This is a genomic window from Clostridium sp. D43t1_170807_H7 (genome assembly GCF_015555905.1).
GTDB lineage: Bacteria > Bacillota > Clostridia > Clostridiales > Clostridiaceae > Clostridium.
This window is the reverse complement of the sequence record NZ_JADNLK010000016.1, coordinates 53,814-63,229: the sequence shown is the minus strand read 5'-3', so window position 1 is coordinate 63,229 and position 9,416 is coordinate 53,814. Positions and strand designations below refer to the sequence as shown.

8 protein-coding genes are annotated in these 9,416 nt (G+C 27.9%); 7 read left to right on the top strand and 1 reads right to left on the bottom strand.

Annotation, left to right across the window (positions count from 1 at the left end; genetic code table 11):
- Nucleotides 1-321 precede the first annotated feature (321 nt).
- From I2E98_RS11295 to phnE (I2E98_RS11280), 4 genes are all read left to right on the top strand, one after another.
- Nucleotides 322-1,332 carry a PhnD/SsuA/transferrin family substrate-binding protein gene (locus I2E98_RS11295; RefSeq protein WP_195469018.1) on the top strand — a complete coding sequence of 337 codons (1,011 nt, stop codon included), beginning with the start codon at nucleotides 322-324 and terminating at the stop codon, nucleotides 1,330-1,332.
- A gap of 134 nt (nucleotides 1,333-1,466) precedes the next feature.
- Nucleotides 1,467-2,231: a phosphonate ABC transporter ATP-binding protein gene (gene phnC / locus I2E98_RS11290; protein ID WP_195469017.1), complete on the top strand. Its 765-nt coding sequence runs from the start codon at nucleotides 1,467-1,469 to the stop codon at nucleotides 2,229-2,231.
- Nucleotides 2,232-2,233: 2 nt separating this feature from the next.
- Nucleotides 2,234-3,058: a phosphonate ABC transporter, permease protein PhnE gene (gene phnE, locus I2E98_RS11285; protein WP_195469016.1), complete on the top strand. Its 825-nt coding sequence runs from the start codon at nucleotides 2,234-2,236 to the stop codon at nucleotides 3,056-3,058.
- Nucleotide 3,059: 1 nt separating this feature from the next.
- Nucleotides 3,060-3,857 carry a phosphonate ABC transporter, permease protein PhnE gene (gene phnE / locus I2E98_RS11280; RefSeq protein WP_195469015.1) on the top strand — a complete coding sequence of 266 codons (798 nt, stop codon included), beginning with the start codon at nucleotides 3,060-3,062 and terminating at the stop codon, nucleotides 3,855-3,857.
- Nucleotides 3,858-3,930: 73 nt separating this feature from the next.
- Here phnE (I2E98_RS11280) and I2E98_RS11275 read toward each other — a convergent pair whose 3' ends face one another.
- Nucleotides 3,931-5,445 (bottom strand): bifunctional UDP-sugar hydrolase/5'-nucleotidase, encoded by a 1,515-nt coding sequence (locus I2E98_RS11275; RefSeq protein ID WP_195469014.1) that lies wholly within the window; start codon nucleotides 5,443-5,445, stop codon nucleotides 3,931-3,933.
- 223 nt (nucleotides 5,446-5,668) lie between these two features.
- Here I2E98_RS11275 and I2E98_RS11270 point away from each other — a divergent pair, with 223 nt between their 5' ends.
- The 3 genes from I2E98_RS11270 to I2E98_RS11260 all read left to right on the top strand — a co-directional run bounded on the left by I2E98_RS11270 (nucleotide 5,669) and on the right by I2E98_RS11260 (nucleotide 9,413).
- Nucleotides 5,669-6,499, top strand: coding sequence for a ParA family protein (locus I2E98_RS11270; RefSeq protein ID WP_195469013.1), 831 nt, complete (start codon nucleotides 5,669-5,671; stop codon nucleotides 6,497-6,499).
- Between the two features lie 78 nt (nucleotides 6,500-6,577).
- Nucleotides 6,578-8,473, top strand: a complete 1,896-nt coding sequence (locus I2E98_RS11265) for an FAD-dependent oxidoreductase (RefSeq protein ID WP_279324983.1) — start codon at nucleotides 6,578-6,580, stop codon at nucleotides 8,471-8,473.
- A gap of 10 nt (nucleotides 8,474-8,483) precedes the next feature.
- On the top strand, nucleotides 8,484-9,413 hold the full coding sequence (locus tag I2E98_RS11260; RefSeq protein ID WP_195469011.1) for an ABC transporter ATP-binding protein: 930 nt from the start codon (nucleotides 8,484-8,486) through the stop codon (nucleotides 9,411-9,413).
- Nucleotides 9,414-9,416: the final 3 nt, after the last annotated feature.

Here is a 9,416-nt window from a genome sequence, read left to right as displayed (position 1 = left end):
CTACTATTAGCTCTATGCTTTTTGGCATACTATAAATTAAATTCCCGAAGGGAGCGTGGCGAAAGCCACTTTTTTTATATATAATTTATAAAGTTTTAATTTTCCTATAATTTATAATAGTTGTACAAAAATTAAAATTTATGGTAAAAAATAAAAAAAGCTTCAAGCAGATGTATGGGAAAAAAATATAATATATACAATTAAATAAAAAGTATACACAAATATGAAAAAAATCAAAAAAATATATACAAAAATGTCGAATATTATGTTATAATACATAAGTGAAAAATAGGATAAAACATTTAAGGATGGAGAGGACAAATGAAAAAATTTTTAGCATTACTTTCAGTTTTAGTACTAAGTATGTCAATGTTAGTTGGATGCGGTTCAAAGTCAGCATCTAATGATGAGTTAGTTGTATACTTCGTACCATCAAGAGATCCAGCAGAGATCTTAGAAGCAACAGAGCCATTATCAGAAATGTTAAAGGCTGAATTATCAAAATTAGGATATGATTTTGAGAAGGTAAAAATTGAAGTTGGTACAAGCTTCGAAGCAGTTGGTGAAGCATTATCTTCAGGAACAGCTCAAGTTGGATTTATTCCAGGAGGAACTTACGTATTATATGATGATGGTGTAGATGTTGCATTAACAGCAACTAGATTTGGATTAAGCCATGATTCAGAAAATCCTGCAGATTGGAATACAGCACCAACAGAAAATACAGATAATCAAGTTAAATACTACAGATCATTAGTAATTGCTGGTCCAAGTGAAAAGGGACAAGAGTTAGCAGCAAAGATTAACAATGGAGAAAAGTTAACTTTAGATGATGTTCAAAGCGCTACATGGGGAGTTTCATCAAACACAACTTCACCAGCAGGATATATTTATCCAAGCCTTTGGTTAAAAGAAAACTTTGGAATATCAATAACAGATCTTAAAAATAAAGTAGCTTTAGATAACTATGCAACATCGTTATCTCAATTAGCAAGTGGTCAAATCGATGTAATGGTAACTTATGCTGATGCACGTTTAGACTATGCTGATCAATGGACTTCTAGTTTTGGAAGAACAGCTTCTATATGGGATGAAACAAATGTTATTGGTGTAACAGAAGGTATTTATAATGACACAATATCTGTTACTAAGGATTCATCAATGACTCCAGAATTAAAGGAAGCTATACAACAAGCTTTCATTAACATAGGTAATACAGAAGAAGGTCAAGAAATTATTTCAATATACAGCCACAAAGGTTATGAAATTGGAAATAACTCTGACTACGATGCAGAAAGAGAAGCACAAGAATTAATTAAGTCTATGCAATAATTTTAAAATAAAATATATTTTAATTTAGTAACTATAAAAATGAGTTCATGTTTGACATGAACTCCTTTTGTATATAAAGGCGGATTATACAAAATATTCATAAAAAAGATAATGTTAGAATGTGAGGGAAACTCGTGATTAAATTTGATAAGGTAAATAAGGTTTATCCAAATGGATTACATGCATTAAAAAATATATCACTTGAAATAAATCAAGGTGAGTTTGTAGCGATAATAGGTTTATCAGGAGCTGGTAAATCTACATTATTAAGAACTATTAATAGAATGCACGATATTAGCGAAGGATCATTAACTGTAAATGGACAAGAAGTAAATAATTTAGCAGGAAAAGATTTAAGAAAGTTTAGACGTAAAGTAGGAATGGTATTCCAATCTTTTAATTTAGTAACTAGAACTACAGTAATAAACAATGTATTAACTTCAAGAGTGCCGGATATGCCATTATGGAAATCTATAATAGGGTTATATTCTAAAGAAGATAAAGTTATAGCATTAGAAGCATTAGATAAAGTAGGGATATTAGATAAGGCTTATGTTAGAGCTGATCAACTTTCTGGAGGACAACAACAAAGAGTTGCTTTAGCAAGAACATTAGCACAAAAGCCAGAAATAATTCTTGCCGATGAGCCAGTTGCAGCACTTGACCCAATAACTGCAAAGCAAGTTATGGATGACTTTAAAAAGATTAATAAAGAATTAAATATGTCAGTATTAATTAATATTCACCATGTAGATTTAGCATTAAAATATGCTGATAGAGTTATTGGAATAAAGGCAGGAGAAATAGTATATGATGGACCATCTGCAAAAGTAGATAGTGAAGTATTAAAGCAAATATATGGCCGTGAATTAGCTGCTGATGAAGTAATGGGGGCTTAATTATGTTAGGAAAAATAAAAAATATATTTAAGCCTGAAAAGATAGTTTTAAGTAATGGTAAAGAAATTCAGCCTAAAGCTTCAGTTGCACCTTTTGTAATAATTGGATTACTTTTAGCTTTAATAGTTGCAGGAAATGTAACAGGATTTAATTTTGAAACAATAATGAAAAGAGGAAATCAGTTCTTTGTAATATTAAAAGATATGTTTCCACCTGATTTTAGTTATATAAAGACAGTTATTCCACCACTTGTAGAAACTATAAAAATATCTGTTTTAGGTTCTTTAATTGGAAGTTTTATAGCAATTCCTTTTGCTATGTTATGTTCTGTTAATATTAATAAATCTAAGATTGTTTTAAATTTAGTTAGAGTTGTAATGAGTATTACAAGAACATTACCAACATTAATTATTGCTTTAATATCAACTTATATATTTGGATTAGGTACTTTTGCAGGTACTGTTGCAATATCAATATTTACTTTTGGTATAGTAACTAAAATGTTATATGAAAAGATTGAAACTGTTGATATGGGACCTTTTGAGGCTATGGAAGCTGTTGGAGCTACAAGAGTAAAAGCCTTTGTTGGATCAATAATGCCACAAATAATGCCTTCATATTTATCAATTTGTCTTTATAGCTTAGAGATAAATGTAAGAGCAGCAGCAATACTTGGATATGTAGGAGCTGGTGGTATAGGTCTTATATTAAATGAAAAGATTGGTTGGAGAGAATATGATAGGGTTGGTATGATTCTTGTTATGTTATTCATCACAGTCTTAATTATAGAAAATGGAAGTAAATATATAAGAGAAAGGTTAGGGTAGTATGGAATTATCAGTAAAAAAACAATTAGAAAAACAACCAAATACATGGATAAGTAAAGCCCTAACTGCATTATTTGTAGTACTTTTAATAGTATGGGCTTCAAAAGGAATTAACTTTAGTGGAATTAAATCAAATGGAGTTGATATTGCTAAAAATGTATTATCAGGAATTATACATCCTGATGTAGAAATGCTATTAACTGAAGTTCCAGCATTATTATTAGAAACTATTTGTATAGCTTTAATTGGTACTTTAATTGGAGCAATATTAGCAGTACCATTAGCTTTTATATCTTCTACTAATATAATGCCTAAATGGGTAAGTGCTATAGGATTATTTATTATAGCAGCACTTAGAACATTCCCAGCATTCGTTTATGGATTAATGTTTATTCGTGTAACTGGACCAGGTGCTTTTGCAGGGGTTCTTACAGTATCAGTAATATCTATAGGTATGATAGCTAAATTATTTATTGAATCAATAGAAGATTTAGATACTAGAATATTAGAGTCTTTAGATGCTGCAGGATGTAATACTTTTGAAAAAATAAGATATGGAATATTACCACAATTATTTACAGATTTCGTTTCTACAGTTATATATAGATTTGAAATAAATATAAAGGATGCATCTGTATTAGGATTAGTTGGTGCAGGGGGAATAGGAGCACCATTAATATTTGCAATGAATGCATTTAATTGGGATGAAGTTGGTGCTATTCTTTGTGGATTAATAGTTCTAGTATTAGTAGTAGAAATAGTTTCAACTAAGATAAGAACTAAGCTTGCTAGAGGGTAAATAATACTTTAATATAATAAAAACTAAAAGAGCTCATCTTATAGATGAACTCTTTTAGTTTTTTTGTTTTTTATTATAGTAAAATACTATAATATCTAGATGTATCTACAACTACTTTTGGATTGTTTTTAAAATAGTTTATAATTAGTTCCGGCATCTCAATTAAAATTTCATTAACAACAGTACAGTTTTCATAACATTCATAACCACCAGCACCACTAGCTCTATAGTTATTCATGACTAAAGTTAAAGTTTGATTATCGCATAATTCCTCACCTTTATATTTAATAGAAGTAACTCTATTTCCAACTTCTTTATTTAAATCAAAAGTATAATTAATATTTGTAAAATAATCATAATTATAGTGCTCAACTTTAGGTTTTAAGAATCTTTCAGATATAGTCACATTACCATTATTATTTTCAAAATAACTAGCAGCTCTTTCTAAAGCTAACTTTAATATTTCTCTATTAACTTCAAGAACAACTAAAGTATTTGGGTATGGATAAGTAGATAAAATATCTCTTACAGTAACATTTTTACCAAAACCTTTTATTACATTTGCAAAAGCAGTACATGATATATCAGCATTAGTACTTTCAAGTTGGATTTGATTTATAAAGTTAGCTAAATTTGATCCATTTAAAGCCATATCTAAATGAGTTGTAGGTTGAAGTTCAGTATCTAAAACACCAACTGGAGTATCTAACCATTCTTGAACCTTATCTTCTAATGGTAAGAATTTATCGTACATTTCTTTATTAGGATTTAATTCTATATTTTGTAATGATGAATTAATTTTCATTAAGCCATTATCATCTATAGTAAGTTTTAATTCTAAGAATTTACTACCATTATGCGGAGTTTGAGCTATATGAGTTCCATGAAGCTCTTTATCAGCAATAGGTAAATGTTGATGTCCAGTAAGAAGTATATCAAAATCAAATTCCTTACATATCTTATAAGCTATATTTTCTTTTGTAGTACTTAATTGTTTATGAGACTCTAAATCATATTCAAATCCACCATGATAAACACCTATAATTACATCACATTGTTCTTTTACAGTGTGGTAATGTTTTTTTATTGAATCAAAAGTATCAATAATATCGATATTTTCTATATTTTCAGGACGTTCCCATCTGTTAATAAAATCAGTAGTAAATCCAATTACTCCTACTTTTAATCCATTTTCCATTGTTTTTATTTTATATGGAAGGATTGGTAATTCATTAGTTTTATCTATAACATTAGTGCAAAGACAAGTAGCATTTAAGTTATCTAAATATTTCTTTAAATATTTTTTTCCATAATTAAAGTCATGATTACCAAGAGTAATAAAGTCATATCCACCAGCATTCATAACAGTTGATATTGGATGTATATCAAACTCTGAATTGCTTAAGTAGTTTGTAAAAGGTGAACCTTGAATAGTATCTCCACCATCAATTATTAATGTGTTTCCGTCTTTATTGAAATGATTAATTATATTAAGTAAACCAATATTTTTTTCATTTCTTTCTACGTAATCTGTTGGATAAACATATCCATGAAGGTCTGATGTAAAATAAATTTTTAGTTCTTTCATTAAATAATACCTCTTCGTTAGTTAAATTTATATAAATAATATTGATTATATCATATTTGCTTTTAAATAAGGTAAAATTTATTACAGAAACAAATATGTAAAAATATTACAATTATTGTTAAAATGTATTATAATATAATTAATATATAGTTAATTCACTAAAAGATTGCAGATTAGGGAACTATAATAAGAAAAATGGTATGAGAGTTAGGGGAGAAAGAGGATGAAGGTTATTAGTGTATGTAATCATAAAGGGGGATGTGCTAAAACTACAACAGTAGTAAATATAGCAGCAGAATTAGTTAATTCAGGTTACAGAGTTTTGATAATAGACAATGATTATCAAGCTAACTTAACAACTAGCATAGGGTTTAAGCCAGATAAAGAGTCACTAGTTAATTGTCTTAGAGGAAAAAAATCTTTAAGAAAAACAATAAAGAAATGTGCAACCTTAGATGGATTAGATATTATCCCAAATAATTCAGAAGTTAGTAATGCTGATTTAGCTTTAATAAAGATGAGAAATTGTAAAAGAATATTAAAGAAATTAATAGAAGAAGAAAACTTAAAAGATGATTATGATTTTATATTAATAGATTGTCCACCAAGTCAATCTATTACTACTATTAATGCATTAGTAGCAAGTGACAGTATAATAATACCAATGGAACCGTCTTTATTTAATATGCAAGGTCTTAAAAATTTATCAAAAACAATAAAATTAATTCAAAAAACTTTCAATAAGAAATTAAAGGTTGAGGGAATATTATTAACAAGAGTAGACTCTAGAACAAAGCTTAGTGAAAATTTTAGAAAAGAGATAAAAGAATCTTATTCATATAGAGTGTTTGAAACAGAAATACATCAAAGTAGTATAATAGTAAAAAGTCAAACAAATGGGCTACCAGTATCTATGTATGATCCAAGATGTAAAAGTGCACAGGAATATAGAGGTGTAACAGATGAAATTTTAAATACATCCTTTACTAAGAAAATTAGTACTGTATCAACTATAAAAAGTAAAAAGAATAGTGAAGTAGCTAAGATTTGCTAAAATAAGTTCTAGTATAGAGAGTAACAGAAATGTTGCTCTCTTACTTTTTATAAATTAAGTTTAATATTTATTTACACTTTGAATAGAATTAGTAATATAAATAAAATTTGGAGGGATTACATGGATTATGATGTTATTGTAATAGGTGCGGGAATATCAGGACTTACAGCAGTAGCGTTACTAGCAAAGAGAAATTTAAATGTATGCGTAATAGAAGCACAATATAAACCAGGTGGATCTTGTGGAATATTTAAGAGAAAAGATATAGTCTTTGAGCAAGGAGCTGCAATGATTTATGGTTTTAATGATAGAGGATTTAGTCCTCATAGATTTGTTTTTAATGCATTAGAAGAACCTATAGATATAATAAAGCACGATGAACTTTATGCCATTAACTTTGGAAAACATAGAATAATTTTTCATGAAGATATAGATATGTTTATAGAAGAGTTAGCTAAGGTATTTCCTAATGAAAAAGAAAATTTTAAAAAGTTTTACAGAGACTTATCAAAAAGGTATATGAAAATAATAGCGGAAAATCCAGCCTTTATATCTCCAGATGCAATAAAAAAAGAAGATGGATTACAATCCTTATTAAAACATCCAATAGAATATATAAGATTTTTAGGATATATGAATAAAAATACTAAAAGTATATTAAAAAAATATTTTAAAGATAATAATGTATTTAATTTCTTTGACAAATTAACATCTACATATTGTTATACAAATGTTGAAGAAACTCCAGCAATATTATCTTCGGTAATGTTTGTAGATAATCATTTTGGTGGAAGTTATTATCCGGCAGGTTCAACATTAAATTTAGTTGGAAAGTTAGAAAAGGTTATAGAAGAAAATAATGGACAAATGATATATAACACAGAAGTAGAAAAAATAATAGTAGAAGATAATAAGGCAACAAAAGTTAGGTTAGATAACGGAAAAACTATAAGTGCTAATTATATTATTAACTCAGGTACAGTATGGAACTTATATAATAAGTTGTTAAAAGATAGCGCAAGTGAAGAAGCTAAAAATTGGGCAAATTCCTTAGAGCCATCATATCAGTCTATGGTATTATTTGCTCTTGTAAAGGAAGATGTAATTCCTAAGGGAACATTACCAATAGAAATGTTAGTTGGAGATGAAACTAAATTAGATGAAAATGAAATAACTGTTTATATCTTAAGTATAGATGATAAAACTTTATGTAAAAAGGGATACCATACAATCGTGGCAATAGGACCTACTTTTAAGGAGTGGCCAAGAGGATTTAAGAATAATTATAATACTGAAGTATATAGGCAAATGAAAGAAGTAGAGAAGAATAGAATGCTAGAAGTTTTAGAAAAGAGATTTCCAGGATTTAAGGAAAATATATGTCACCTAGAAATTAGTACTCCAACTACCTTAAATAGATATGTTTTAAAGGAAGGGGGAAGTGTAGCTGGTCCAAAGCAAAAGCTAGGGCAACATATGCTAAAAAGATTAAAAACTAAGAGTGAAATAAGCAACCTTTTTAATTGTGGGGAATCAACTGTTATGGGAACTGGAACACCAGCAGTCACTATATCAGGAATAAGTGCTGCAAATCTTATATTAAGAGAACTAGGAATAGAGGAATTTGAATATAAAGAAGAAATGAAAAATTATGTTAATATAGTTAGCAAGCCTTTTAAATATGAACAAATAAAAATAGGTAAAAGTGAAGAGGGAGATAAGTTAGCTAAGCTAGCTTTAAGATGCCAATTTTGTGAAAAACCATCATGTGAAAAAGCATGTAAAAATAATGTTTCTATTAGAGATATAAATAGAAGAATAGCTGTAGGTAATTTTTATGGAGCTAAAAAGATATTAAAAAAATGTGGTATCAACCCATGCTTAAGTTGTGAAGATAAAGAATGTGAAAATAATTGTATAAGAAAGAATTTTGCTGAAGAAGTAAGTATAAGAGAAATTAATATTAATCTTTAGGAGTTATATTATGTATATTCTTCAAATTGAAAATTTGCATAAAAAATATAATGATTTTGAAGTAATAAAGGGTATAAATCTGTCTATAAATAAGGGAGAAATATATGGATTATTAGGGCCAAATGGAGCTGGTAAAAGTACTTTAATAAAAATTATATGTGGCATTGAGAAAATTACATCAGGAAAAGTAATTTTTGAAGAAAAAGAAACAAATATAAATAAGTATAAAAAGAATATTGGTTTATTACCACAAGATATTTCTGTATATCATAATTTTACAGCAAGGGAAAATGTATCATTTTTCTGTTCCTTATATGGATATAAGGGAAAGGAACTTAAGAAAAGAGTTGATAAATCATTAGAATTTGTTGGTCTTTTAGATGTAGAGAATAAAAAAGCTTGTGAATTTTCAGGCGGAATGAAGAGAAGATTAAATATGGCATGTGCAATAGCTCACAGTCCAAGGTTAATAATAATGGACGAGCCAACTGTAGGTATAGATCCACAATCAAGAAATCATATATTAGAATCAGTAAAAAAGTTAAATGAAGAGGGAGCTACTATAATATATACATCTCATTACATGGAAGAAATAGAGGAACTATGCAATAATATCTCAATTATGGACAATGGAAAGATAATAGCAAGAGGAACTAAGGAGTATTTAAAATCAAGTATAGTCACTGATAATATTTGTACTATATATCTTAAAAAAGAGATTTATAATATAAAAAAACATATAAGTAAAATTCAAGGTGTTAAAAATGTAGAAATACACCATAAAGAAATTAAATGTTTCTATTCTAAGGAGGCATATATACTTCAAAAAATTATAAACACAATTTCTAATAATAGTGGAATTATAGAAAATATAAAAAGCGAAGATCCAACATTAGAAACTGTGTTTTTAACATTAACAGGAAAACAATTAAGAGATTGATGT